20 protein-coding genes and 2 pseudogenes are annotated in these 24,875 nt (G+C 57.6%); 11 read left to right on the forward strand and 11 right to left on the reverse strand.

Annotation, left to right across the window (positions count from 1 at the left end; translation table 11 throughout):
* Positions 1-2 precede the first annotated feature (2 nt).
* Entirely contained in the window at positions 3-1,394 is a 1,392-nt protein-coding gene (locus ACIQUI_RS23740; protein ID WP_402999052.1) for an NAD(P)/FAD-dependent oxidoreductase, read from the reverse strand.
* A 219-nt stretch (positions 1,395-1,613) separates the two neighbouring features.
* Here ACIQUI_RS23740 and ACIQUI_RS23745 point away from each other — a divergent pair, with 219 nt between their 5' ends.
* Positions 1,614-2,675, forward strand: coding sequence for a GlxA family transcriptional regulator (locus ACIQUI_RS23745; protein ID WP_400724454.1), 1,062 nt, complete (start codon positions 1,614-1,616; stop codon positions 2,673-2,675).
* 52 nt (positions 2,676-2,727) lie between these two features.
* Here the strand turns inward: ACIQUI_RS23745 and ACIQUI_RS23750 are convergent, their stop codons facing one another.
* Genes ACIQUI_RS23750 through ACIQUI_RS23760 form a run of 3 tightly spaced genes read right to left on the reverse strand, consistent with a single transcriptional unit; the run spans position 2,728 to position 4,810 of the window.
* Complete coding sequence (locus tag ACIQUI_RS23750; RefSeq protein ID WP_403203129.1) at positions 2,728-3,069, reverse strand: RidA family protein; 342 nt, start codon at positions 3,067-3,069, stop codon at positions 2,728-2,730.
* Between the two features lie 11 nt (positions 3,070-3,080).
* Positions 3,081-3,431: a cupin domain-containing protein gene (locus ACIQUI_RS23755; protein ID WP_391135982.1), complete on the reverse strand. Its 351-nt coding sequence runs from the start codon at positions 3,429-3,431 to the stop codon at positions 3,081-3,083.
* Positions 3,432-3,463: 32 nt separating this feature from the next.
* Positions 3,464-4,810, reverse strand: a complete 1,347-nt coding sequence (locus ACIQUI_RS23760) for an MFS transporter (RefSeq protein ID WP_403203130.1) — start codon at positions 4,808-4,810, stop codon at positions 3,464-3,466.
* Positions 4,811-5,316: 506 nt separating this feature from the next.
* Between ACIQUI_RS23760 and ACIQUI_RS23765 the strand changes: the two genes are divergently transcribed.
* The 3 genes and pseudogenes from ACIQUI_RS23765 (at position 5,317) to ACIQUI_RS23775 (ending at position 8,412) form a co-directional block, all read left to right on the forward strand.
* Positions 5,317-6,369, forward strand: coding sequence for a proline racemase family protein (locus tag ACIQUI_RS23765; protein WP_391135987.1), 1,053 nt, complete (start codon positions 5,317-5,319; stop codon positions 6,367-6,369).
* Between the two features lie 237 nt (positions 6,370-6,606).
* Positions 6,607-7,557: pseudogene (locus ACIQUI_RS23770) on the forward strand (cache domain-containing protein); the annotation flags it as partial.
* A gap of 87 nt (positions 7,558-7,644) precedes the next feature.
* Positions 7,645-8,412 (forward strand): methyl-accepting chemotaxis protein, encoded by a 768-nt coding sequence (locus tag ACIQUI_RS23775; RefSeq protein WP_403203155.1) that lies wholly within the window; start codon positions 7,645-7,647, stop codon positions 8,410-8,412.
* Between the two features lie 65 nt (positions 8,413-8,477).
* Here the strand turns inward: ACIQUI_RS23775 and ACIQUI_RS23780 are convergent, their stop codons facing one another.
* The 5 genes from ACIQUI_RS23780 to ACIQUI_RS23800 all read right to left on the reverse strand — a co-directional run bounded on the left by ACIQUI_RS23780 (position 8,478) and on the right by ACIQUI_RS23800 (position 13,909).
* Complete coding sequence (locus ACIQUI_RS23780; protein WP_403203131.1) at positions 8,478-9,266, reverse strand: NAD(P)-binding domain-containing protein; 789 nt, start codon at positions 9,264-9,266, stop codon at positions 8,478-8,480.
* A gap of 205 nt (positions 9,267-9,471) precedes the next feature.
* The gene (locus ACIQUI_RS23785) at positions 9,472-10,551 is read right to left on the reverse strand and encodes a glycine betaine/L-proline ABC transporter ATP-binding protein (RefSeq protein WP_403203132.1); all 1,080 of its coding nucleotides are present in this window, start codon (positions 10,549-10,551) and stop codon (positions 9,472-9,474) included.
* The gene (locus ACIQUI_RS23790; RefSeq protein WP_391135993.1) at positions 10,544-11,431 is read right to left on the reverse strand and encodes an ABC transporter permease subunit; all 888 of its coding nucleotides are present in this window, start codon (positions 11,429-11,431) and stop codon (positions 10,544-10,546) included. The genes ACIQUI_RS23785 and ACIQUI_RS23790 overlap by 8 nt, the downstream gene beginning before the upstream one ends.
* A gap of 87 nt (positions 11,432-11,518) precedes the next feature.
* On the reverse strand, positions 11,519-12,568 hold the full coding sequence (locus ACIQUI_RS23795) for an ABC transporter substrate-binding protein (RefSeq protein WP_403203133.1): 1,050 nt from the start codon (positions 12,566-12,568) through the stop codon (positions 11,519-11,521).
* A gap of 588 nt (positions 12,569-13,156) precedes the next feature.
* Positions 13,157-13,909, reverse strand: a complete 753-nt coding sequence (locus ACIQUI_RS23800; RefSeq protein ID WP_403203134.1) for a sulfite exporter TauE/SafE family protein — start codon at positions 13,907-13,909, stop codon at positions 13,157-13,159.
* A 252-nt stretch (positions 13,910-14,161) separates the two neighbouring features.
* Between ACIQUI_RS23800 and ACIQUI_RS23805 the strand changes: the two genes are divergently transcribed.
* The 5 genes from ACIQUI_RS23805 to ACIQUI_RS23825 all read left to right on the forward strand — a co-directional run bounded on the left by ACIQUI_RS23805 (position 14,162) and on the right by ACIQUI_RS23825 (position 19,109).
* Positions 14,162-14,566: a hypothetical protein gene (locus ACIQUI_RS23805; RefSeq protein WP_403203135.1), complete on the forward strand. Its 405-nt coding sequence runs from the start codon at positions 14,162-14,164 to the stop codon at positions 14,564-14,566.
* Positions 14,567-14,682: 116 nt separating this feature from the next.
* On the forward strand, positions 14,683-15,162 hold the full coding sequence (locus ACIQUI_RS23810; RefSeq protein WP_403203156.1) for an acyloxyacyl hydrolase: 480 nt from the start codon (positions 14,683-14,685) through the stop codon (positions 15,160-15,162).
* Positions 15,163-15,721: 559 nt separating this feature from the next.
* On the forward strand, positions 15,722-17,050 hold the full coding sequence (locus tag ACIQUI_RS23815) for a hypothetical protein (RefSeq protein WP_403203136.1): 1,329 nt from the start codon (positions 15,722-15,724) through the stop codon (positions 17,048-17,050).
* A 159-nt stretch (positions 17,051-17,209) separates the two neighbouring features.
* Positions 17,210-17,899, forward strand: coding sequence for a response regulator (locus tag ACIQUI_RS23820; protein WP_403203157.1), 690 nt, complete (start codon positions 17,210-17,212; stop codon positions 17,897-17,899).
* 10 nt (positions 17,900-17,909) lie between these two features.
* Positions 17,910-19,109: a sensor histidine kinase gene (locus ACIQUI_RS23825; RefSeq protein WP_403203137.1), complete on the forward strand. Its 1,200-nt coding sequence runs from the start codon at positions 17,910-17,912 to the stop codon at positions 19,107-19,109.
* 29 nt (positions 19,110-19,138) lie between these two features.
* On the opposite strand, the gene ACIQUI_RS23830 is transcribed toward ACIQUI_RS23825, so the two are convergent.
* Both ACIQUI_RS23830 and ACIQUI_RS23835 read right to left on the reverse strand, forming a co-directional pair.
* Positions 19,139-19,831, reverse strand: a complete 693-nt coding sequence (locus ACIQUI_RS23830; RefSeq protein ID WP_403203158.1) for a winged-helix domain-containing protein — start codon at positions 19,829-19,831, stop codon at positions 19,139-19,141.
* Positions 19,832-19,867: 36 nt separating this feature from the next.
* Positions 19,868-20,410: pseudogene (locus tag ACIQUI_RS23835) on the reverse strand (TetR/AcrR family transcriptional regulator); the annotation flags it as partial.
* A gap of 137 nt (positions 20,411-20,547) precedes the next feature.
* Between ACIQUI_RS23835 and ACIQUI_RS23840 the strand changes: the two are divergent.
* A complete protein-coding gene (locus ACIQUI_RS23840; protein WP_403203138.1) occupies positions 20,548-21,705 on the forward strand; it encodes an efflux RND transporter periplasmic adaptor subunit in 1,158 nt (385 codons plus the stop codon).
* Positions 21,706-21,731: 26 nt separating this feature from the next.
* Positions 21,732-24,875 carry a multidrug efflux RND transporter permease subunit gene (locus tag ACIQUI_RS23845; protein ID WP_403203139.1) on the forward strand — a complete coding sequence of 1,048 codons (3,144 nt, stop codon included), beginning with the start codon at positions 21,732-21,734 and terminating at the stop codon, positions 24,873-24,875.

Genomic DNA, 24,875 nt, shown 5'->3' on the forward strand with positions numbered 1-24,875 from the left:
ACTTATTTTTTCTGGGCTGGGACGTAGCCGGCCGGTGCCATGGCAACCAGCTGACGAGTGATGAAACCGGCGTCCTGGTCGTGATCTTCCAGAGTTTCCTTACGGACAAGTGCGTCACGCACCATGTGCGCGCCAAAGAAGCGGAACGGCTCAGGCGGCAGCAGCTTCATCTTCTGATTCACCAGACCACAGTTGGCCCACTCGTCGTTGGCATGCGTGGCAAGCGACTTGATGATGCGGCTGGCGAACACCGTGGTGGCGACACCGTTACCCGAGAAGCCGATGCCGTAGCTGACGGTCTGGTGATGGTCGAGGTAGCCAAAGTTCGGCAAACCTTTCATGGCACGGTCGATAGGACCGGTCCAGCTGGATACCACCGGCACATCCTGCAGTTGCGGGTACAGGCGACGCAGTTCGGCGGCGACCTTGTCGGCGGCCGGAGAAGGCTTCTCGTACAGGTTGCCGATACGACCAGCGTAGGCAAACTGACCCAGCGGCTTACCAAACACCACACGGCCATCCGGGGTGTTGCGCCAGTAGTTGAGCACGGTGCGCGAATCCGTCATGCACTCGCCGCCGCTGAAGCCGATAGCGTCGAGCTTGGCCTTCACTGGCGCGGTAGCAACCATGTCGCTGGACATGATTGCAATCATGCGACGCAGCTCGGGGAATTGCGCGCCCCAGGCGTTCAGCGCCAGCACCACATGATTCGCTTTTACGCGCCCCATGGCAGTGTGCACCACTGGGTTCTTGCCGCGCTCCAGGTGGGTGAACGGCGATTTTTCGAAGATCTTCACCCCGAGCTTCAGGGCAACGCGGCGCAGACCCCGCGCCAGCATCGCTGGCTGGACAGTGGCGGCGTTAGGGTCGTAGATGCCTCCAAGCACCAGCGGCGACCCTACTCGACCACGAATGGTCTCGCGGTCCAGCTCCTGGAATGGGTTGACATCCAGCTTCTGCAGGCCGTCGGTGAGCACTTTCCAGGAACCCATCTGGCGCTGGTTGGTAGCCGTCCACAGCCAGCCATCCTTGCGGTACTGTGCATCGATACCATGCTCCTGACAGAAGCTGCCGATTTCATCGATGGCCGACTCTGCCGCTTCACAGATGCGACGCGCCTCGACGTCGCCGCAGATAGTGCGCACAGACAGGTATTTACCCCACCAGTTGGTGGCGACACCGCCGTTGCGCCCGCTGGCGCCGGAGCCACAGCGGTCGCGTTCGACGATGACAATGGTCTTCTCCGGATGCGCCTGTTTCAGGCGGATGGCCGACCACAGACCAAGAAACCCGCCGCCGACGATACAGACGTCTGCTTGAATCGAGTCCTGCAAGGCAGGGGCGAGATCGCTATCCAGGTCGAGTGCCTGGGCATACCAGAATCCACGGTACATAGTGTTGGTGCCTTTGAGCGTGAGAGCATGTTGGTTTTTGCAACATAATGCTCACCCTTGGGGCACTCTCGCTGTAACAAGTATGACAATTGATAGTAGAAGCACGCGCAAAAGCTACCATTTGTCCCGATTTTTCTACTTGCTGGGATTGATATGATATCCCGGACCCTCCGCAGCATCTAAAATGTGTGCAGACATGATGAGTTGAGGTAGTCGTCCATGGTTCACCAAGCGCTCTATGACACTCCGCTTGAAGCAGACATCAAACTGCCCGTAAAGCCCGAGCTGCGCGTGGGTTTTGTGCTACTGAATCAGTTCACCCTGGTTCCGGTAGCTGGCCTGGTCGATTCGCTTCGCTTTGCTGCGGACAAGTCCTTTCGCAGCCAACAGCTTTTCTGCCAATGGGACTGGATGACCCTCAACGATCAACCCATCACCGCCAGCTGCGGCATGCCCATCCACCCGACCAAGCCGCTGAACATGTTCGCCCAGTACGACTACATCGTGCTTGCTGGCGGACTTCTGGGGGAGACCCGCAACCCGCCCGACTGGCTGCTTGATGGACTGCGCGCAGTCAATACTGCAAACATACCCATCATTGCACTTTGCTCGGGCTCCTTTGTACTGGGCAAAGCCGGCTTGCTGGATGGGCGTCGCTGCGCGGTGCACTTCACCCTGCGCGATGAATTCAAGGAGCGCTTCCCCGCCTCCACGATGGTCATCGACAAGAGCTATGTCGATGATCGAGGCATCATCACATGCCCGGGCGGCACCGCAATCGACCTGGCAGCCAACCTCATCAGGCGTCACTGCGGCGCCGTGCGCGCCCAGAAGGGCCTGGAATATCTACTGGTTGAAGAACGACGAGAAGAACAGCAGGCAGCAGCGGCCAGCGAAAGCGTGTATCAGAACGACCGTGTTCAGCGCGCCATCGAATTCATGCGCGCGCATCTGGATGCTTCGATGACGCTACAGACCGTTGCTGAAGCCGTAGGCACGCACCCCCGCCAACTGCACCGCGAGTTCGTGGCCAATACCCAGGAGCCGCCGGCTAACTATTGGCGCAAATTGCGCCTGGAACATGCCCGCCGACTGCTGGTCAACACCAGCCAGAACATCACCACCATCGCCCTCGCCTGCGGCTTCTCCGATGCCTCGCATTTCATCCTGTGGTTTCGCAAACAGTATGGCGAAACACCTTACACATTCCGCAAGCGCCGCCACGAGGTAGAGCGCTTCGACTGGCATGGCGACAGCGCCGGCCTGGACCCGGACCTTTAGGCAAAAAAAACGCCGCAATCCACATGCGGCGTTTTTTTTGCTCAAGCGTAGGTCAAAGCTGCCCGAACGCCTGAATTTCAATGCGATAGCCCGGTGCCGCCAGCGGCGCCCCCACGCAGGCGCGCACAGGCGGCTGGTCGCCGACCCAGGCATCGTAAACCTCGTTCATGCGATCGAACTCGGCCATATCAGCCAGCCAGATCTGCACGCGCGAAACGTTGGCTTTGCTGGCCCCTACCTGGGCCAACCAAGTTTCGAGCTGGCGCAATACACAACGCGTCTGCTCAGCGATGTCACCGTCGAGGTTTTCAGCCACGATACCCGAGGTTTCGATACGCCCGCCGATGATCACCAACTGGCTGGCACGCTTGCCGGGATTGATTCGCTCGATCATGCGACGCTCCCTTAGAACAGCACGTAGGTCTTGCGCAGGGTTTCACGGATATCCCAAACGCCTTCGCAGTTTGCCGGGAACAGCACAGCATCCCCTGCGCGCAGCTCCACCGGCTCACCGCCATCAGGCGTGAAGGTGCACGAACCGCTGATGATGTGACTGAATTCACGGTTAGTCAGGTGACGGCGGAAAACGCCCGGCGAGCTTTCCCATACGCCAATGCTGGCATTCACAGCATCATCAGCCTGATGCTGGCCAGTCGCTGCGTGAGCGATCAGCTCACCGACAGGCAGTTTGGCAGGGGCTTTTTCACCCAGCGGCGATTCAGCAGCCTGGCGCACAACGGTAAGAACTTGGGTCATGATAAATCCTCAAACGGATGGTTATGGCTGGATCAGCGCGCAGTTGCGCACCCATCCAGGGCAGATGCCTGTTGCAGGTCGAGCTTCGCGGTCTCCGGCGCCAGCCACCACGAAGCCAGGGCGCCCAACAAAGAAATGGCCGCAGCCGCCAGCATGGTCGGGCCGATGCCCAACGAGGCCAGGGAAATTGGAACAAGGTAGGTCCCAGCCGCAGCACCGATGCGCGACAACGATGTTGCCAGGCCCACACCCGAAGCGCGGATCTCGGTCGGGAACAACTCATTGGGATAGACGTATTGCAGCACCTGCGCCCCGCCGATCAGGAACGCATACGCACCAAACAGGAACAGGACCACTACCGGCGCCGCATCCGGGAACATGCCCAGCACAGCCAGAGCAACGCCTGACCAGAGCAGGCTGTGGATCACCATCGGCCGCCGCCCCATGGTGTTGATGACACGGGTGGCCGCCAGACAGCCGATCACGAACAAGACCGTGATGGCGATCGACCCTACGCTGGCCATGTCATCCGAAAGCTTCAAGGCCTGAAGCACTTTCGGTGCAAATGCGTAGATAGCGAACAAGGGAACGATCGAGCACGTCCAGAACAGGGTGACGAAGACCATGCGCTTGCCGTAGCCAGAATGGAACAGCGACGCCACGGAAACCTTTTTCTTGGTAGCAGGCTCCGGCAGGTCACGTGAGCAGTAATCAGGCCCGTAAATACGCTTGATAATCGCATCAGCCTCGGCAATACGCCCCTTGCTGATCAGCCAGCGTGGCGACTCAGGGGTCAACATTCGCGGAATGAACAGCAACAGCCCTGGCACCGCCGCGCTTGCCAGCACCCAACGCCACGCGTCAGCACCACCAACGCGCATGAGAATCTCGCCCACACCGTAGGCCAGCGCAGCACCCACGAACCAGCTTACGACCATGCTCGCCAACAACGGGCCACGAGCGGTACGCGGTAAGAACTCGGCAAGCAGCGACGTAGCGATTGGCAGGTCAGCCCCTACCACTACCCCGATTACCAGCCGGAACACAAACAGCAGCCAGGCAGAATCCACCCAGAACTGAGCGATTGAAATGACGATGATGACAGCGATGTCGATCACGTAGAGCATTTTGCGGCCAAAGCGATCCGTGAACCAACCGCCCAGGAAGCCACCGAAGAACAGACCGATCAGCGCCGCAGAGGCGATCAGGCCCTCCCAGAACAAATCGATCTGCAAGGCAGAAGTCAGGTGCGACATGATCACACCGATGATGCTCAGGACATAGCCGTCGAGGAACGGGCTGCCTGATGTAGAAAACGCCAATTTCTTATGGAAACCATTAAGGGAAGCGTCTTCAATGGATCGTTTGAAACTCGACATTGAAGTTTCCTTTTGTATTTGTTATTGCAGTAACGCCCAGCCAATCACTGTGACGCAAAGTATGAATAGATAACTTGACGGGCACGCCAAGTTTGCGCGCTGACAATTGTCGCGTGCTTGCTCGGTACCACTCCCTCAAACAAATCATAAACTTAGAGCTGCGGCCAACTGCCGCGCCCCACCTGCCAATCACTATCGCACTGCATGCCGGGCGCCCCTATAACGTTTGAGACAACTATTCGTATGAATCACCCAAGGGTGAAAAAAATGCGCAGGCGGCGAGAATGACTTTATCTCTATGCCCGAACATCCTATGAGCTGTCTCAAACGTTATAGGGCCTCGAGCCTCAAGGGTGAGAGAGTGCTCGCACACGCAGAGGTGCTCCGCCCGCACGTTCTGCTGTCTGTAGGATTCAGCCCCAGCGCGCTGCGGGTTCCAGCCCGCCTGGAATTCCCAGCGCCAGGGTGCGTGCTTGATCATATGAACAATAAGCTGGAGCTCCCCCATGGCCTTCAAAAGAACCATCCACGCGGTAGACACCCACGCCGGCACCCCGATGCGCGTGATCACCGGCGGCGTGCCGCACATTCCTGGCGATACCGTGTACGCCAAGATGAAATGGCTGGAAGAGAATGACGACCAACTGCGCAAGCTGATGCTGCGCGAGCCTCGCGGCTACCCGGCGCACTGCTGCAACATTATCGTTCCGCCATGCCACCCGGAAGCGGATGCCGGCTACGTCATCATGGAGCAGATCGAGTACCCGGTCATGTCCGGCGGCAACACCATTTCGGTCGTGACCGTGCTGCTGGAAATGGGCATGCTGCCGATGAAAGAGCCGCTGACCGAACTGGTTCTGGAAGCACCAGCCGGCCTGATCCGCATCAAGGCCCAGTGCGAAAACGGCAAAGTCAAAGGTGTCACCTTCCAGAACGTACCAGCCTTCGCTGCCCACCTGGATGCAGTCATTGACGTTCCTCACCTCGGTAAAGTGCGCGTCGACGTGGGCTGGGGCGGCATGTTCTACGTCATCGCCGACGTACGCCAGTTCAAGGGGCTGGAGCTCAAGCCTGAGCATGGCGGCGAGATCGCCCGCGTTTCGTCGATGATTCGCGAAGCGGCCATCGAACAACTGCCTGTGGCCCACCCGGACTACCCGGGTGTCGGTATCACCATCTCCCAGCTTTCCGGCCCATCCGACGACCCTAAAGCTGACTGGAAAAATACCGTCACCATGTCTTCGGGCACCTTCTCCTGGGATGACCCGGCCACCTGGACCGGCGCCCTGGACCGCTGCCCATGCGGCACCGGCACCAGCGCCAAGATGGCTACGCTGCATGCCAAGGGCGAGCTGCCACTGAACCAGGATTTCCGTCATCAGGGCATTCTGGGCAACATCTACACCGGTCGCCTGATCGAAGAAACCACCATTGGTCAACACAAGGCAGTGGTACCGACCGTAACCGGCACCAGCTGGATCTACGGCCTGAACACCTTCGTCCTGGATCACGACGATCCGTTCACCGAAGGCTTCACCATCGGCGACATCTGGGCTTGACCTGATCGACTGTGCCCCGTGCACATTCGCTGACAAGGCTTCCGATTGAAGTAATCGATCGGAAGCTTTTTTTTGGCCAATAATAAATTCAATGGGTCAATCATGAACATCAGAAACAAACTGACACTGGCCTTCGCAACCATCGCCTGCGCACCCGTGTTACTAGTTGCAGCCATCGTCTTGATGAACGCGCGTAGCCAGGCCGAGGCTGGGTTTGTCGACAGCACCGGCCGCGAAATGCGCCAGATCGAGAACGCCATGATGCTGTTTTTCGACGGCATCTCGCAGAACGTCAATGACTTCTCGACACGGGCAGAAGTCATCAGTACTCAACCCTTGAAGGACTATACGTCGGACTCAGCAGCCAGCATTGCGCTGTCACCCGAGCATCAGCACCTGGCGCAGATTTTCGACCACTTCGCCCAGTCCCACCCAGGAACCGCATACCTGTCGCTGGGCCGGGAGGACGGAACCTTCGCCACCTGGCCTGAAGACCCTCAGCGCCACAGCTACGACCCCAGGCAGCGTCCTTGGTACCAGCTGGCCATGTCACAACCAGGAAAAGTCATGCGCTCTGGCGCCTACTTCTGGCCTGCGGACAACGCCGTATTGCTCAGCACCGTGCGCACCTTCAGCGATGCTTCTGGCAAACCCGCCGGCGTCTTCGCCCTGGACGTCTCCATTAACCAGCTCACCGATATCGTGCGCAAGATCAAGCTCGGCAATACCGGCTACCTGATGCTGATCGAAGGCAATGGCAATGTGCTAACAGACCCGAGCGACGATACCCACAACTTCAAATCACTCGCCAGCCTGGGCGACGGCTATGCTGAGCTCGCAGGGTTCACAGGTTCCAAGCAGGTGACCCTGGGTGGGCGCCCCTTCATGGCCAACAGCTGGCAATCACCCGGGCTGGGCTGGCAATTCATCGGCTTGATCGAGCAGGACGAAGTCATGGCGACCACCAAGCGGCTCACGTGGCTGGTGGCCGCCATCGTGGCAGTGCTCGTGCTGGTGTTCGCGTGCCTCGGCTCCTGGTTCGCCAGCCTCATCGTGCGCCCGATCCTGACCGTCTCAGGAGGTCTCGAGGACATCGCCCAGGGCGAAGGCGACCTGACGCGCGACCTGTCCGTGCAAGGTCGTGACGAAACGGCGGTGCTGGCACGTTGGTTCAATCAGTTCCTGGGCGCGATCCGGCAACTGGTCAAACGGATCGGGCAGGCTTCGTCCCACCTGGATGAGGCCTCATCAAGCGCTATCGAGACCGCGGCACAGATGAACGATGCAGCTGGCCGGCAACGCGAATCCGTAGAGCTGGTGTCCACGGCTTTTCATGAAATGGTCGCAACCGCCAACGAAGTGGCACGTTCCTGCAGCGACGCCGCCGACTCTGCCGACGCCGGCCAACGCCAGGTGCACGACGGCCAGGGCCGCATCGAAGAGGCCACCACCAGCGTCTCGCGCCTGGGCGATACACTGCGTGATTCGACAGCAGCGATGCAGCAGCTCGAACGGGATAGCCAGAACATCAACACTATTCTCGGCACTATCGGCTCGATCGCCGAACAGACCAACCTGCTGGCGCTCAATGCCGCGATCGAGGCAGCACGCGCGGGCGATCAAGGGCGCGGCTTTGCAGTGGTTGCGGATGAGGTCCGCGCACTGGCAAGGCGCACCGGAGAATGCACGGAGGAAATCGACGCGCTACTCAGCGGGCTGGGCCGGCGAACGCAAGAGGTGACTCGGCAGATGCAGACATGCCTGACGATCTCAGACACCAGCGTTGCAAACATCCGCCAGGCTCGCGAGAGCTTCGAATCGATACGCCTTAGCGTGGACCGAATCCGCGACCAGAATACCCAGATAGCCACGGCCGCAGAGGAGCAACATCAGGTGGCTGAGGGTATCAACCGTCACATCACCCAGATACACGAAGATGCTCGACTGGTCGAGCAATTGGCGGAAGGCGCCAATGGCGATTCACAGCGCCTGTCACGCATTTCGGGCGAGCTGCAGAATCTGGTGGGAAGGTTCCGGCATTAACGCCGCACCTGACCAATTGCGTGCGGCCTTGCATCACGTGAGGCCGCTTGTACTGACCTAGTAACTTAGCGCCCTTGGGACTCCAGCTTGGACCGGGTCAACAATGCATCCAGCACAACCTCGCACGCGGCCCCCCAAGTGGCACTCGCAGGCTGGTGCATGAGCACCTCGAGCCCAGCGTAGGTAAAGGTCCCAGGCGTCGCGATGCTCTGCCCCAACGCGCTGAGTGACTGCTCAGGGTGATACTGTGCCCGTGCGATACAGTCCTGAAGATTGCCCAGCACCAGGGTTCGCGCGTCTTCAGCAGACAACCCCTTTTCACTGAGCCACTGCTGGAGATCGTGCAGCAGGAAATAGAACCAGCCGTTCATGCAAGCTGCAACGGTTGCAAGTTCGAAAGATGCCTCATCATCAAGTACTACGCGCTGCCCCAGCGGCTGCAACAGCTGCTCAGTGGCCGGATGCGGCGGACAGATGACCACCGTGGACTGGTTGAAAAGCGCCGCGTAAGAGAGCATGACACGAATACACTCCGCCCCCGGGAACGCGGTGCTCAATTGCTCGAGAGAAATGCCGGCCATCAGCGACACGAGGTGCTGCCCTTGCCGAAATCTGACCTGGGCGGCCAGTTCGTCCATCACGCGGGGACGGACGCCAATGACGACCGTGTCGGCGCCATCGACCACCGCCTGGTTGCTGTCCAGTATGCGGCAACCGCACTCTGTCGCCAAAAGTGCAGCACGTTCAGCATTGCGGGGAGAGAGCAGAATGGCACCGTCGTATCCGCTTCGGCGCAGGCCTCGTACCAGCTTGTCCGTGAGGTCGCCGACACCCAGAATTCCTAAAACGCTCATGATTTCCCCTTTGCCATTTTGATCAGTGTGCACTGACCGCGGTGCATCAAGGGGCCTGGGCCAAACAATGCGCTGCGGCGTCATGCTTGTACTATGTCACCGTGAAACTATTGCACATATAACGAGTGGGACGAGTCATCGTAATTTTTATAACGGGCGGAGCTCATCTTACCCAGGCTCCGCCCATTATTGCCGTTCTGAACGCCTACTTCGCCACAACCAATCCAGGGTTGCGAGAACCTGGAGAGTCCTTGGCATTGACCATTGCCTCCGCCAAACGGCGGAAGGTCACCGTACCCAGAGGCTTGCCAGTAGCTGAAACGACCGTGACATCGCCTTCCGGCGCGCCGACGAGCAGCCGCACTGCCTCTTCCACTGTGGTCCCGGCCACAATAGTGGTGCCGGTTCCTGCACTGCCCGCACGCAATGGCTGCATCACGGCTTCGACGTGGAGCACCCTGCCCCGGTTCACCTCCTTCACGAAATTGGCAACGTATTCATCGGCTGGACGCAGCACGATGTCCTGACTGGTTCCCTGCTGAATGACCTGACCATCGCGAAGGATCGCGATCTGGTCGCCCAGGCGCAGGGCCTCGTCGAGGTCATGAGTGATGAACACGATGGTTTTCCGGATTTCCTTTTGCAGGTCAAGCAACACCGTTTGCATGTCCATGCGGATCAACGGATCAAGCGCCGAGTAGGCTTCATCCATGAGCAGCACCGGCGCGTCGTTGGCCAGCGCACGTGCCAGCCCCACCCGCTGCTGCATACCGCCGGAAAGCTGATTCGGGTACTTCTTCTCGAAGCCCTTCAGGCCCACACGCTCGATCCAGCGCATGGCGATTTCGGTGCTCTTGGCCCGCGGCAGCTTCTGGATATCCAGCCCGTAGACGGTGTTCTCCAGCACGTTACGATGCGGCAGCAAGGCGAATTTCTGGAACACCATCGCAGTCTGCTGCCTGCGAAAATCCCGCAACTGGTCAGGGTTCATCTTCACGACATCGACACCATTGACCAGGACTTCGCCTGAGGTGGGGTCGATGAGCCGGTTGATGTGACGGATCAGCGTCGACTTGCCAGAGCCGGAAAGCCCCATGATCACCTGGATGCAGCCACCAGGCATCTCCAGGTTGATATCACGCAGGCCCAGGACGTGGCCATGGCGCTCCATCAACTCGGTCTTGGTCATGCCCTGCTTGACCGCATCGATATGCATCGCCGCATGAGGGCCAAAGATCTTGTACAGATTACGGATCTTGATGCCGTCGAATGTCTGCTCAGCCATGGACCACCTCCAGGTGTTTCTGAAGCCGTTGCCCGTAAGCCTGGCTGACTCGGTCGAAAATGATGGCGATGCCGACGATGGCTAGCCCGTTGAAAATGCCCAAGGTGAAATACTGGTTGGCGATAGCCTTGAGCACCGGTTGGCCCAGCCCCTGTACACCGATCATCGAGGCAATGACGACCATCGCCAGCGCCATCATGATGGTCTGGTTGATGCCGGCCATGATGGTCGGCAAGGCGAGCGGTAATTGCACGTTGCGCAGTTTTTGCCAGTTGGAGGACCCAAACGCGTCAGCTGCCTCGAGCACATCCTTGTCCACCAGACGGATACCAAGGTTTGTCATGCGGATCATGGGCGGAATCGCATAGATAACCACCGCGATCAACCCAGGGACCCTGCCAATGCCAAGCAGCATGACCACCGGAATCAGGTAGACGAAACTCGGCATCGTCTGCATCACGTCCAGCACCGGGTTGATCACCCGCTGAACCCGCTCGGACCGCGCCATCATGATACCGATCGGTAAGCCGATGACGATGGAGAGCACGGTGCAGACGAAGATCATGGAGATCGTACGCATCGAGTCGTCCCACATGCCGAAATACCCGATGGCCATCAGCGCCACCAGCGCGCCGATCACCACTTTGATGCTTCGGCTGGCGCCCCAGGCAATGGCCAGGATGATCAGGACGATGATCGGCCAGGGTGTCTGAGTCATGAAGCGCTCAGAAATCAGCAGAAACTTCTGAAGGGGAGCAAAAAAACCTTCGATGGCCTCGCCATGGCTACGCGTAAACGTGCGGAAACTTTCGTCAATCACCTGCTTGAGGCTGCGCAGGGCATCTTCATCCATCTGAGGAAAATCTTGAAACCAGCTCATATGCGTACCTTTACCCGATTACCAGGCGCTTTCTTGTTGTTTTCGGCACCATGCCGCGGCGCCAGATAGCGCCGCGCCAGCCGATGGTTACAATGCTGATTTGATCTTTTCGGCCACTTCCGGGCTCACCCACTTGCTCCAGACATCGGGGTTCTTTTTGAGGAACTGCTTGGCCCCGTCCTCACCGGTGGCCTGGTTGTCTGCCATCCAGGCCAGCATCTTGCTCACCACCGCATTCGGCCAGGACCGGCTGGTCAGATACTTGTAAGCATCCCCAGCCCGATCAGAAAACGACTTGGTGACAATGGTGTTGACTTCATCTGCCGGCCATTCGTTGGGTTTTGGGTCCGGACATTTCTCAACCTTGTTGCAGCGATTCCACTCGGCATCGTCATAGGGCACGCCACTTGGCAGGCGAACCATCTGGTACTTGCCCAACAGTGAGGTCGGGTCCCAGTAGTACCCGATCCAGCCTTTCTTGCGCTCATAGGCGTGGATGAGCGAGCCATCATGCCCCGCCGCAGATCCGGTATCGACCAGGTTGAAACCGGCTTCCTTGCCCTTGTAGGCCTTATAGTACTGGCTAGCGATGATGGTACCGCCCCAGCCTTGCTGACCAGCAGACCAAGCGCCCTTGGAGGGGTCTTCCGGATCGGGGAACAGCTCCGGGTGCTTGAGGGCGTCAGCGATTGTCTTGATGTCCGGGTGTTCGTCGACGATGAACTTGGGTACATAGATGCCTTGTACACCACCTTCAGTGAATGCCTTGCTGGCGATCAGGAGTTTGCCTTCCTGGATGTTCTGCTGGGTGATGGGAGGCCGCAGGCTAGTCCACGACTCCGGTGCCACATCAGGCTTGCCCTTCTCAGCCATCGAGGTAAGGGTGGGCACAGTATCTCCAAGTACAATACTGGCATCACAGTCGTAACCATTTTGCAGTATGAACTTATCGACCTCTGCAAGCAGTTCCGCCGAGGCCCAGTTCATGCTGGCGATCGTCACGGCCCCGCAATTTGCCGCGTGCGCCATTGGCAGGAATACTGAGCAACCCATCACCAGCGATGCCACGGACAACGCCCGTTTCATGCTGATACCGACTGCTCCGTCCCTGGAAGCATCGCGACTTACGTTATTCATATGCAGTACCCTCTTTTATTGATTTTTATATTGAGCCAACAAACAAACTGAACGCAGGGCGGCACCCGCGAAATTATCGCGACCTGGCCGACTAACTACTTACTGCAAAGACCTCCTTTCGAGGACCCGTCCGAAATTCGATAGACTACGAATTTAAGTTATTTACGCAACGACAGCCTGTTCGCCCGTAGTACCTGGTAGCACTTGACGAATGACACAGCTGCGTTGATTGGACGTGAGCCCTGAAGCTGCCTGAAGGCTGGAGTACGAGACGCGGACAGCACCAGCTGCCATATAGCGATAACCGATGTTCGGCAAATAGCCAGACAAGCGCCGATACCTAGCTTGCTAATGAAGATTTGAATTCGAGCATACCTGGCGTGAGGATCGGCAAGGTATGGAGGGCAATCGTCAGCCGAATATTTTTGTTGTTTCATGGCGGTCGACTCTTCGAGACGTAGGAAGATTCTGTAGTGGCCTACAAGCCTCGTCTATAAAGAAAAGGACGATTCTCAGCAGAAATTGACATTTCAGTACCGTCCTGCGGCGGAGCAGCTTCAGCTATGTTCTGAGCATAGCCCATCAGAATCAGCCACCCAGCAGACTGCCCACTGCCATGATCGACAACAGCACGATAATGATCCTGCGCGCGACGATTTCGCTCATTCCGGCCACCATTCGCGAGCCACACCACACCCCCACCACCAGCACAGGCAAACTCATCACCCCAAGTTGAAGCGCTTGCACAGTGAACAAATCAAGCATCCAGAATGCCGGCAACGCCGCCACATCCATTGCCAGGAACGCCGCGATGATGGAGGCACGTCCGGCTTCAAGGGCCAAAGGCGACCCCAGAAAGAAGACGATGACTGGAGGCCCACCGAGCCCCAGCGAGCCGTTCAGCAGACCTGCACCAGCCCCTGTCGCTGCGGTTTGTAACGTCGAAGGCATTTTTTGCAGTTTGTATCCGCTGATCAGCACAAGGCAGCACGCCATTGTGAGCACGGCAAGCACGACTTTTACCGTTTCGCCAGGAATTTTGGCGAGCAGGTAAGCCCCAATCGGGGTAGCGGCGACAGACGACATCACCAGCACCCTGATGGATCGCCAATGTACATGTCGCCAGATGGCCGGGAGCAGCTTGATACCGGCAGCGATCTCCAGAATGACCATCGCCGGCACGATCGTTTTAAGCGGGAGGACGAACGATAGCGACATGATTGACAGCAAGGTGAACCCGAAACCGGCGAATCCACGTGCAAAAGCGGCGACAAACACTGCAGCAAGGCAAAACAAGCTGACGAGCGGAGAAATGAATACGATTTGATCAAGCGTGTTCAAGACTTCTATTAAGGACACGTCGCGTCAAACGATCAGCGCTGGATAGGCAAGCCAACGCTGGCAACAAAGGCGCAAGCGTGCGGCAATTTTCCTTCTACGGATAGGAAGGCATGGACTGAAAACATCAGATCGCTGCTCGCAGTCTTGACAGAATCTGGACAAAACATTGATCAATCCTTCATTGCGCAACCTGAGAATCAGTCCAATCGAACGATGTGCAAGCGCGTTACTTTTCTTCAGCAAGGGCAGGTCATGCTTCATCACTCTCTTTTTCGAGCAATACTCCTGATCACCGCCGTCACCGCTGTGCCAGCATGCACGGCTTGGTGGCAACCACGGCCAGAGTTCGCTCAGCTCAAGATCTATACGCCCTCAGCGGACTATTCGCTGATGATCAGGGACATCGATGGTGCCCCCCTTGACCAGCAGTCGCCCTACTTGCTAAGCCCAGGCCCCCACACCATCCAGGCCCGAGCGAAATCGAGCGCGAGCAGTGTGCATCCCTTCAACTGTGAAATGACGCTCAGTTGGGCGCAGTTCGAGAGCGGCAAGATTTACGCTGTTACCGCGGGCACCTGGAACGGCAAGCCCAGCCTGATGTTGCAAAGTGCTCGCGGCGAAGTATTGGATAATGTCGACTGCAGCGCATCAGGTTGATAAGCGCAACAATGACACTTTTTAACAAATTACATTCAGGCCTTATGCTTTTTACATTTTCTGGATTTTCAATGAACAAGCGTCTCCTTCAGCTTGCTGGCGCAATCGTCACCATCATGGCTGCGACTAACGTCAGTGCGCAAAACATCAGCGGGGCGCTCGGCTCAACGGTTCAAGGCGGACTCACCGCACGAGTTGGAATGGGCTTTGACTGGGACAAGCGATGGATGGAGAGCGAAAGCGGACACCTTACCGGTTACTGGGATGCGGGCGTCACACACTGGGCATCCGGAGACAAGGCAGCCAGCCAGACATCGCTGTCCTTTGCCCCAGTATTCGTCTATGAGTTCAACACAGCTTCGAGCTTCAAGCCGTTCATCGAAGCCGGGATTGGCGTTTCACTGTTCTCGGGCACTCGCGTAGGTGACAAGAAACTCGGATCGTCATTCAACTTCGAAGACCGGATCGGGTTTGGTATCAAGCTGGCCAATCAGGACAAGCTAGGTGCGCGCTTCATCCATTACTCCAATGCAGGCATCAAAGAGCCAAACCAGGGGATCGAATCAATCGCACTGTTTTACAGCCATGAACTTTGAATGATGCCCAGGAAGAAGAAGTTTTCACGCGCTGTCTTGGGGCTGCCCTGCCTGATCATGTTACTAGCGACCGTTCCGGGTTGCGCAACGGTCATGGCAGACCGCACCTGGCATGGCAAGCATTTCCTCTACATCAGTTGTTCGGGACTCACTTCATCCTGGGCACATTGCTTCACTCAAGCTGAACAAAGCTGTGGATCCACCGATTACGAAGTGGTAGCTCAATCGAATTCGGCGACCGATGACAGCACGCAGTACCTGTTTGGCATCAATCCAGCGGGCTATAGCAGTCGAGACGCGGTATTTCTGTGCGCCCCTCCGTCAAACGAAAACCAGAGGCTCAGTCGAAAGTTTCTCAAGCGATTCGGGGTCCGTTAAGCATTCAACCCCGTATCTAGAGACGCCCTCAATGAAAATGCGCGCACTTTAAAAGTGTTCAAAACCGATAAGCCCATGCCAGACAGGGTTGGTCCATACACCTAACGGCTGCCGACACATGTCCACTCATTGCTCAAGAAAAGCCCGAAGGCCATGGGTTGCCACTCTCCTGATTTTGCTCATGACGAGCATCAGCGGATGTGCGCTCACCCTATCCAACTGCCGCACCGGATCTGCGCAACAGCTGACAGACATTGAAACCGATTTCTTGCACAGCCTCGATCGGTCCGGCCAACTGGAGCAGCTGGCGGTGCGTGTTCTGGTCTACAACCAGGACCGCCAACTCGCCGTGCAACGTGTTCACCTCGCACGTGCCTTGGACAGCGCTCAAGGCTATGGACTGACAGCGGGGAAGGTTTCCCGAACACTCCAACCCGCGGGAGGCGATTACCCCGCAGCGCGCAAAAAAACTGTAGACCTTGATGCTCCGGAAAACGCAGTCTTCTACCAGGCAGAAGCCGATTTCTTCAGCAATCTGATGTCTCTTTCAGATGCTCATCGCCAGCAGTTCCTGCGAAGCAAGACTGGACAGCAGACCTCCCGGAAGGCATTGCTGTTGGAAATTACGCGGCTCTACCTACTCGCTCGTGCCAATGCCCGCCAGAATCGCACGGCTGAAGCGCTCGTTGAAATTTATCGAATGAAAGTGCGCCTTGAGCAACGCAACGCTCAGCACGATGAACGTTTTCACAAGCGCCTCGCGGCGTCCAAGGCATTGTTGAAGGATGCACGGCTACGGCAGATGGATAGCAGATCACATACTGACATCACGCTGCATTCGATGTCATTAATCGGCGGTTCCAGCGACCTTGCTGAAGGTGCAGGCGTGGAGCGAGCCAGGACAGCAAGCGTTATCAGCCCGCCGAAATGGCTTGGAAATATGACCTCAACTCGCCTGTTGAAACGCCTCGACTTGCAGTCGATCAAAAACCAGCTCGCGGTGACCCATCCACTGCCGGACGACCGCAGACAGGCATTACCCGTGATCCACTTGACTGACCGCGCGGGCATGGCGACCAGAGAACTCAATGCTTTGTTCACTGAAGGCACGGGGGGGTGGCCTCGCTCTGCGGGGGCGAGCATTCTCGGGCGGCCTGCAGGAGATGCCGGTGAACCACCGACTGTAGATGGGCGCGTCAGTTTTGACATCTACGAGAAAACCGTTAAACACGCGCTTGCGGATTTGGCCCAAGGCCTGGATGAGCGCGAAACGCTCATCTATCGCGCGCGCAGTCAGTCGGCCCTCAACGATCTCGCCTGGGAACAACTGCGCCCGGGTGGCTTCCCGGCAGAAATTGGCGCTATGAGCACGCTGGATGACGTTGAAAAACACATTCAGGCACTGCTAACCGAACGCGCTTTGGAAGATACCCTATTGGCCATTCAGATGAATGTGGTGTCGCTCTGCCGCACGCTGTGGGGCGTCGATTCGCCTGCGCTTTTGATTTAGAATTTTTCAGCTAACCCTAGCCTTCGCGGGATGTTGATATCGCACAGATCGCACCGTCGCCTGGCCCTACAAGGCAAGCTATTTGTGCAGTACGCACCCAATCATACCTTCCAGTTGGTTATCCACAGCGAAACGGCAAGCATTTGTCTCGAGGCTCAAGTGTCTAGAAAATTAATCCTGGTCGTCGAAGATGACGCGGACAGTGCCAGCATTCTCGAGGCTTATCTCAAACGAGATTTTTTCGAGGTGGCCATTGCCGAAGATGGCTTCAAAGGCACGGAGTTGCATCGCCGACTCAAGCCCGACCTTGTCCTCCTGGACATGATGCTACCCGTCATGAACGGCGCCGAGGTTCTCAACACCATACGCAAGCGTGGCAATACGCCGGTCATCATGGTAACAGCCATTGGCGATGAGTCGGAGAAGCTTGGGGCCTTGCGCTACGGGGCTGATGACTACGTGGTAAAACCCTACAACCCGAAAGAGGTAGTGGCCAGGGTGCATGCGGTTCTTCGGCGCGTGCAGCCTGATGTGACGACTGACCACCGACTGCGTTTTGAATCGCTGTGGCTAGATGCAGACAGCCGTACCGTAGGGGTGTCGTACCCTGCCGAGTCGGACAGGCTGATCGACCTCACCCCCACTGAATTCAACCTGCTGGCTGTACTGTTCGGGGCTCCACAGAAAGCGTTTTCTCGTGAAGACCTGCTGTCCCGCTGCCTGCCTGATAGCGATGCATTGGCTCGAGTCGTCGATACCCATATCCACAATGTCCGGCGCAAACTTGAAGCCTATGGCATTACCGGCGTACTCGTGACTGTACGCTCGATCGGCTATCGCTTTCACTAGGGGGCACTGCATGAAAAAGCCTGTCAATCTCTGGCAGTGGGTGGGCTGGCGTATGGGCGTCATAGCCGGCGGCGCCGTGGTCCTGGTATGCGTGATCATGTGGTTGCAGTTCTTCTGGTGGCAACTACAAGTCACCTCCCGAATTCCGCCGGCAGCCCAGGCCCAAGTGCAACGACTGATCGAGCGGCCGGCTGGCCACGAAGCAGAGATCTGGGATTACCTCACACGGTATTACGATGTCGAAGACGTCTTCCCTGGCATCTCGGGCACGGAATGGTGGACTGTCGCGCTTCTGGTGGTCGCTGCCCTGCCCATTGTATTCGTTACAGGGTTTCTCCTTCTTCGCCCGCTCTCCTCCCGCTTCAGGGAAATATCCCAAGCCGCTCGGAGGGTCGCGCAAGGGGACCTCAATATTCAGCTTCCGATTATCGAGCACATGCCACTGGAAGTTCAGCAACTGACCAGCGACTTCAACACCATGACCCAACGCCTACGCCTCTATGAGCGAGAAGTACAAGAGTCGAGCGCCGTACTGGCGCATGAGTTGCGCACCCCGTTGAACGCTGCAATGGGCCGCGTGCAAGGCATGCTCGACGAGGTATTTCCAGCCAATACAGATCAGCTCGGCCTGGTCCTGCACCAGCTTGAGAACCTGAACGTGATGGTCGACGACTTGCTTCTGCTATCCCTGGCACAGGCCGGCCAACTACCGCTAAACAGCACAACGTTCACCCTCCAGGCGCTTCTCTCCGAGCGGCTAAAATGGTTCAGCCCGCAACTGACAGCTGTCGGAACTCAAGTCGCCATCAGCAAGCTACCGATAGTGTCGATCCATGCAGACTGGAACAGGATCGGACAAGTATTCAACATCCTTCTGGAAAACTACCTGCGCTACGCCGCTGCTGGGGGCAAGCTTGATATTCAAGGGCAAGCGCACAACGATCACCTTTCACTCGCATTTTGTGACCGCGGACCGGGCCTTAGCGAGGACGAAGCGCAACGCGTTTTCGAACGTTTCTGGCGTCAGGAAACATCCCGCAACAGGCGAGCAGGTGGTTGCGGGTTAGGACTGTCCATTGCTCACGCGATCTGCAGCGCTCATGGAGGCGCCATAAGTGCTCGCCGTCGACTCGGGGGTGGAATGATTTTTGAGATTCGGCTGCCGATTGGGCGAGTGATCGGCTCAGTATCGACAACCCAAGGAGCATGAGCCAGCCATTGTGGATAGCCCAGCCGCGTTCAATGTTGCCAAGCCGAGGGGTTCAAGGCGTAGCCTTTGCCCCAAATCGTCTTGATTTTCCTCGACCCGTAGGCCGGATCGTCAAACTTGCCGCGCAGCTTTGAAACAGCCACATCTATCGAGCGATCGTCTGGGTTCAATGCTCTTCCCCTGACACGCTGGCTTAACTCCTCCCGACTGAGGGTTTCACCGGCAAAGCGCATCAGCACCTCCAATACTCGCATTTCGGTAGTAGGCAGCTCCACATTCGCCCCCCGCCAGGTCACGAAGCGCTCCAGTGGGTCCAGAACCAAGTCACCAATGATCAACTGCTCCTGAACAGGCGCGCAGCCATGAGACGTTCTTTGAAGCATCGCGTGCATGCGCGCTATGACCAAGTCAGGGTCACTGCGCCGAGGTATGAAATCAGTATGATGGGCGTCACAGTGAATCTTCGAATTGGTCAACAACAAGGTAGGAAACCGATCGCAGTTGGCGAGCATCGGAAGTTCGCCCGCACCCTCAGACGGCCGGTCCAGAACAATCATGTCGGGCTCGAAAACCTCAAGGCGACCTACCAGGTTTTCTTTCTCCCGCACCCATTCCATATGCACTCCGCCTGCTTCGATGCGGGCAACGAACCAACCCGCGAAGCTTGCGTCGTCACTGACCAGCAATGCCCGCACGCATCTTCGCCCCGGCTCGAGCGTCATTACAGCGTCTTCGGCTCGATTTTCGCTGGAGACAGCGCTTACGCCGTTCAGGAAAAACGATTCGATGACCATCGCACTCGAGCTCCGTGCAACCCTGCCCCGCCGCTCAGCATCGATGAGCGCCCATATGCTCGATGTGAACAGCTCAGTCATGGCTGCGGCCGAGATGTCGACACGAAATACCCCTTCCTGCTGCCCACGCAGAAACATGCGATCCAGTTCGCTGAAATAACTGTTCCATCGGCGCCCTTCGGGCATCGCGAGTGTATCTGGCTGAATCTGACTCATCAGAAAGTAGTGAATTTCAGGATGATCGAGATGCCCGCGAATCAACCGACGCAAGCTCTCGTCGGCGGAACACGCTGCGATCTGGGCGCTGCCAATCACCGCGTCCAGTTCCTCTGAGGCATGGTTCATCAGCACCTCGACCAGGTGCTCCCGGGTCCGGCAAAACCGATGCAGGGTTGCCTTGCTGATGCCGGCAAGTCTTGCCAGTTCTTTGAGCGTGCTGCGCGGATGCGAACCTATCGCCTCGGCCAAGGCGCGCATCAATCGAAGGTCTTGAGCATTTTTGATCATTGTGGATCCCAGCATGTTTGCTTGGCATGACGACGGATCAAATGAAACAACAAAAATCATAATGAATCAACATTGACCCACAAGAACCACGATGACATCATTTCATTTTTCGCTTTGTCACATCCGTGGAGAACGCAATGGATCAAAAAAATCGCTGCCTCGCTGCGACCCTCGTCGCAGCGCTGGCAGCGGCTGGCCTTGTCGGGTGCCAGCAACAGGATGAGCCGCATCAAGAGCCGCAAGCTAAAGCTGTGAAAGTAGAAATCGTAACGCCGACGCCGCTAAGGTTGATGTCGACCTTGCCCGGCCGCGTCGAACCGGTGCGCGTAGCAGAAATACGCGCTCGCGTGGCGGGAATTGTCATCAAACGGCATTTTGAGGAAGGTGCCGAGGTCAAGGCAGGGGATCTTTTGTTCGAAATCGACCCCGCCCCGTTGCGGGCTGCGCTGGCGAAGGCTCAGGGTGATTTGAGCAAGGCCGCCGCGGACGTTACCGAGGCGCAGTCAAAGCTCAAGCGGTACGCCCCCCTGGTCGAGATCAATGCCGTTAGCCAGGAAGATTACGACACTGCGAGCGCGACCCTGCAACGTGCGCAAGCAGCCCGGCTGAGCGCGCAGGCCGAGGTGGACACAGCTCGTCTGAACTTGGGTTACGCGTCTGTCACCGCGCCCATTTCAGGGAAAATCGGCCGTTCGGTTGTGACAGAAGGCGCACTGGTGGGGCAAGGCGAAGCAACACTCATGGCCAAGATTCAGCAACTGAATCCAATCTATGTCGACTTTACCCAGACTGCTTCTGCGGCCATCAACCTTAGGGAATCGCTGAAGGATGGCAGGCTCATCAATGATGACAATGACCATCTACGAGTAAGCATCGAGGACACCGGCCTGACACGTGATGGCCAGTTGGTGTTTTCAGACGTGGCAGTCGATGAAAGTACGGGGCAGGTCACATTGCGCGGGCGCTTCGACAATGCCGATCGCACGCTGTTACCGGGGATGTATGTACGCGTGGAGGCACCACAAGGTATCGACGCCAAAGCGGTTTCAGTACCGCAACGCTCGATCCAGCGCGATCGTGACGGGCAGGCCCATGTCTGGCTCGTCGACGCCCAGGGCACACTTGCCCTGCGTGCAGTGCAGACAGGGGCGATGCAAGGCGGCCGCTGGCAAGTTACCCAAGGGCTGAATGCCGGTGACAAAGTGGTTGTAAGCAACCTCGATGGCTTGAATGTCGGCGACAAAGCCACTTCAACCTCCCCCGAGAGCCGTCCTGCGCACCTCGCCTCCGAGTGATCCCGCGCGTATCAGAGGAGCGCATCATGCCTTCGTTTTTCATTAATCGACCCAACTTCGCCTGGGTCATCGCGCTGTTCATCTCGATGTTCGGCCTGTTGCTCATCCCGTTTCTGCCGGTGGCGCAATACCCTGACGTTGCGCCACCACAAATCAACATCTATGCGACCTACCCTGGCGCATCCGCTCAGACTTTGACCAACTCGGTCACTAGCGTCATCGAAGAGGAACTCAATGGCGCCAAGGGCTTGCTCTACTTTGAATCCACCAACAACTCAAACGGGGTCGCTGAGATCAACGTTACCTTTCAACCAGGTACTGATCCCGAACTGGCTCAGGTGGACGTACAGAACCGGTTGAAAAAAGCCGAAGCACGATTGCCCCAGGCCGTACTGACGCAAGGCTTGTCTGTGGAACAGACCACAGCAGGTTTTTTGATGATTTATGCCCTGAAATACAAAACACCACGAGCCGACGGCGACACAACTGCGCTGGCAGACTTCATGGCACGTAGCATCAACCCCGAAATCAGGCGCATTGCCGGGGTTGGCAAATTGCAGTTTTTCGCATCCGAGGCTGCGATGCGCGTCTGGGTCGATACTCAGAAGCTCATTGGTTACGGGTTATCCATCGACGACGTCAGCAATGCGATCAAGGCTCAGAACGTAGAAGTACCTGCCGGTAGCTTCGGGGCAGCACCAAGCCCTGTCGAGCAGCAGGTAACGGCTACCCTGACCGTCAAAGGTACGCTGACCACGCCAGAAGAGTTTGGACAAATACTGCTGCGCGCCAATAGTGATGGCTCTCATGTGAAACTGCGCGACGTAGCGCGGATTGAAGTGGGCAGCCAGGACTACAGCTTCGCCACCCGGATGAATCGGCAACCGGCTGTGGGTGCCGCAGTCCAGCTGGCGCCGGGCGCAAACGCCCTGGCCACTGCCGAGGCAGTCAAAACGCGCCTCGCTGAGTTGTCTACGTACTTCCCTGAAGATGTCGAGTTTGCCATCCCGTATGACACCTCGAGGTTTGTCGACGTCGCCATCGAAAAAGTCATCCATACGCTTCTCGAGGCGATGGTACTGGTGTTCATCGTGATGTTTCTGTTCCTGCAGAACGTCCGCTACACCTTGATACCGGCGATCGTCGTGCCGGTATGCCTGCTGGGTACGCTCGGCGTCATGTACATGCTGGGTTTCTCAGTCAACATGATGACCATGTTCGGCATGGTGCTTGCCATTGGCATTTTGGTGGACGATGCCATCGTAGTGGTCGAGAACGTCGAACGGATCATGGCCGAGGAAGGTTTGTCTCCGGTTCGCGCAACAGTAAAGGCGATGAATCAGGTGTCGGGCGCTATCGTCGGAATCACCCTGGTGCTGGCGGCAGTGTTCATGCCATTGGCATTCATGGGGGGCTCTGTCGGTGTGATCTACAAGCAGTTTTCCATTTCCCTGGCCATTTCGATCCTGTTCTCGGGCTTCCTCGCACTGACATTCACACCTGCTTTGTGCGCCACGCTTCTAAAGCCCGTGCCACACGGACATGGTCATAAAAGTGGTTTCTTTGGTGCATTCAACCGATGGTTCGAGCGTGTTACCGAGCGCTACACCGTGCTGAACAACCATTTGGTCAAACGTACCGGGCGCTATATGCTCCTGTACCTGGGCATTGTCGGCCTGCTGGGCTTTTTGTATCTACGCCTGCCCGAATCCTTCCTGCCTAACGAGGATCAGGGCTACACCATCGTAGATATCCAGCTTCCACCAGGTGCTACCCGCGAACGGACATCAGCCGTCAGCGATGAGCTCGATCAGTTCCTGCTCAGCCGACCGGCTACTGACTCCTCGTTCCTGATCATGGGGTACAGCTTTTCCGGCATGGGCGAGAACGCAGCGCTGGTGTTCCCTTCACTCAAAGATTGGTCGCAACGCGACGCCAGTCAGTCAGCCGATGCGGAATCAGCCAGCGTCAACGAACGCTTTGGCCAGGCGGCCGACGGCACTGTACTCGCTGTAACACCTCCGCCTATCGACGGGCTGGGCAACTCCGGAGGCTTCTCGCTGCGCCTGCAGGACCGCGGCAATGTCGGCCGCGAACAGCTGTTGAAAGCACGTGACCAACTGCTCGAACGCGCCAATGCCAACCCCAAGATCCTCTACGCGATGATGGAAGGCCTGAACGAGGCACCGCAACTTCGAGTAGCCATTGACCGGGAGAAAGCCGAAGCCATGGGCGTGGGCTTTGACAGCATCAGCAACGCGCTTTCGACTGCGTTCGGATCGGCCACGATCAACGATTACTCCAATGCAGGCCGGCAGCAGCGCGTGGTCGTACAGGCCAGCGCCAATGACCGTGTCCGACCGGAAACCGTCCTTGATCTGCGCGTGAGCAACAAGGCAGGCAAGCTGGTACCGCTCAGCGCTTTCGTATCCCTGAAATGGGAGGAAGGGCCGGTGCAGATCGTGCGTTACAACGCCTATCCCAGCGTGAAGATCTCCGGCGACGCAGCGCCAGGTACCAGTACCGGCGAAGCCATGGCGGAGATGGAAAAGCTGGTGGCAGAACTCCCCAGTGGTATCGGGTACGAATGGACAGGCTTGTCGTACCAGGAAAAGGTTGCCAGTGGCCAAGCTACTCAGTTGCTGCTCTTGGCGGTAGTCGTCGTGTTTCTGTTGTTGGTGGCACTGTACGAAAGCTGGGCCATCCCGCTGAGCGTCATGCTCATCGTGCCAGTCGGCGCCTTGGGGGCAGTGCTGGCGGTGACCGCGGTTGGAATGCCGAACGATGTGTACTTCAAAGTGGGTCTGATAACCATCATCGGCCTCGCCTCGAAGAACGCCATCCTTATTGTCGAATTTGCCAAAGACCTGCTGGCGCAAGGCTTGTCGCTCAGGGACGCCGCAGTCACTGCCGCACGCCTGCGCCTGCGTCCGATCATCATGACGTCGATGGCGTTCATTCTTGGCGTGGTGCCTTTGGCATTGGCTACCGGTGCTGGCGCAGCCAGCCAGAAAGCGATTGGCACCGGGGTGATTGGCGGCATGCTTTCGGCGACCTTCCTGGGCGTGGTTCTGGTCCCGACTTTCTTCGTCGCTGTACTGGGTTGTATGCGCAGGACACCGCGTGAAGCAGACAGCCATCCGTCCGGCGTCGCAGCATCCAAGGAGTGA

Source organism: Pseudomonas sp. NPDC090592 (assembly GCF_044769185.1).
Lineage (GTDB): Bacteria > Pseudomonadota > Gammaproteobacteria > Pseudomonadales > Pseudomonadaceae > Aquipseudomonas.

What these genes read in the sequence shown, in the direction of transcription:
- ACIQUI_RS23740 (WP_402999052.1), bottom strand. Translation starts at nt 1,394, where the DNA reads ATGTACCGTGGATTCTGGTATGCCCAGGCACTCGACCTGGATAGCGAT.
- ACIQUI_RS23765 (WP_391135987.1), top strand. Translation starts at nt 5,317, where the DNA reads ATGGCCTTCAAAAGAACCATCCACGCGGTAGACACCCACGCCGGCACC.
- ACIQUI_RS23830 (WP_403203158.1), bottom strand. Translation starts at nt 19,831, where the DNA reads ATGACGCTCGAGCCGGGGCGAAGATGCGTGCGGGCATTGCTGGTCAGT.
- ACIQUI_RS23795 (WP_403203133.1), bottom strand. Translation starts at nt 12,568, where the DNA reads ATGAATAACGTAAGTCGCGATGCTTCCAGGGACGGAGCAGTCGGTATC.
- ACIQUI_RS23840 (WP_403203138.1), top strand. Translation starts at nt 20,548, where the DNA reads ATGGATCAAAAAAATCGCTGCCTCGCTGCGACCCTCGTCGCAGCGCTG.
- ACIQUI_RS23805 (WP_403203135.1), top strand. Translation starts at nt 14,162, where the DNA reads ATGCTTCATCACTCTCTTTTTCGAGCAATACTCCTGATCACCGCCGTC.
- ACIQUI_RS23790 (WP_391135993.1), bottom strand. Translation starts at nt 11,431, where the DNA reads ATGAGCTGGTTTCAAGATTTTCCTCAGATGGATGAAGATGCCCTGCGC.
- ACIQUI_RS23745 (WP_400724454.1), top strand. Translation starts at nt 1,614, where the DNA reads ATGGTTCACCAAGCGCTCTATGACACTCCGCTTGAAGCAGACATCAAA.
- ACIQUI_RS23760 (WP_403203130.1), bottom strand. Translation starts at nt 4,810, where the DNA reads ATGTCGAGTTTCAAACGATCCATTGAAGACGCTTCCCTTAATGGTTTC.
- ACIQUI_RS23845 (WP_403203139.1), top strand. Translation starts at nt 21,732, where the DNA reads ATGCCTTCGTTTTTCATTAATCGACCCAACTTCGCCTGGGTCATCGCG.
- ACIQUI_RS23750 (WP_403203129.1), bottom strand. Translation starts at nt 3,069, where the DNA reads ATGATCGAGCGAATCAATCCCGGCAAGCGTGCCAGCCAGTTGGTGATC.
- ACIQUI_RS23815 (WP_403203136.1), top strand. Translation starts at nt 15,722, where the DNA reads ATGACGAGCATCAGCGGATGTGCGCTCACCCTATCCAACTGCCGCACC.
- ACIQUI_RS23785 (WP_403203132.1), bottom strand. Translation starts at nt 10,551, where the DNA reads ATGGCTGAGCAGACATTCGACGGCATCAAGATCCGTAATCTGTACAAG.
- ACIQUI_RS23780 (WP_403203131.1), bottom strand. Translation starts at nt 9,266, where the DNA reads ATGAGCGTTTTAGGAATTCTGGGTGTCGGCGACCTCACGGACAAGCTG.
- ACIQUI_RS23810 (WP_403203156.1), top strand. Translation starts at nt 14,683, where the DNA reads ATGGCTGCGACTAACGTCAGTGCGCAAAACATCAGCGGGGCGCTCGGC.
- ACIQUI_RS23755 (WP_391135982.1), bottom strand. Translation starts at nt 3,431, where the DNA reads ATGACCCAAGTTCTTACCGTTGTGCGCCAGGCTGCTGAATCGCCGCTG.
- ACIQUI_RS23825 (WP_403203137.1), top strand. Translation starts at nt 17,910, where the DNA reads ATGAAAAAGCCTGTCAATCTCTGGCAGTGGGTGGGCTGGCGTATGGGC.
- ACIQUI_RS23775 (WP_403203155.1), top strand. Translation starts at nt 7,645, where the DNA reads ATGAACGATGCAGCTGGCCGGCAACGCGAATCCGTAGAGCTGGTGTCC.